Raw genomic sequence first — 367 nt, forward strand, 5'->3', positions numbered from 1 at the left:
ACACAGGTTCAGAACCGTACCGCGCCGAAGGGTTTCTCTGCATGTGGGAGCGAGCCGCTGACTTCAACGCCATTCTTGACCAGTCTAGCTGGCGGAGCGAGTTGGGAGTTGAGATCAATAATCAGATATTTGCGGCAGGCTTTTCCGCTGGGGCCTACACCGCTCTGTTGTTGGCTGGTGCGCGCGTTGCGTTCTCACAGTTCGAACCCGACAACCCGTTGAAAAGCCCTGTCAGAGGGCCAAGAGAGTTTCCGAACCTCGCCGATGAACTCCCGAACCTTTATGAAAATCCTGTTTTTCACGCTTCCTGGGATCGACGCCGCGCAGACTTCTCGGATGCTAGAGTCCGTTCGGCACTCGGCATTGC

At 56.1% G+C, this 367-nt stretch carries 1 pseudogene; it reads left to right on the forward strand.

The annotated features are described in order from the left end of the window. Positions 1 to 367, forward strand: a pseudogene (locus tag EN804_RS37770) (hypothetical protein); the annotation flags it as partial.

Origin of the sequence: Mesorhizobium sp. M8A.F.Ca.ET.161.01.1.1 (assembly GCF_004792105.1) — a bacterium.
Lineage (GTDB): Bacteria > Pseudomonadota > Alphaproteobacteria > Rhizobiales > Rhizobiaceae > Mesorhizobium.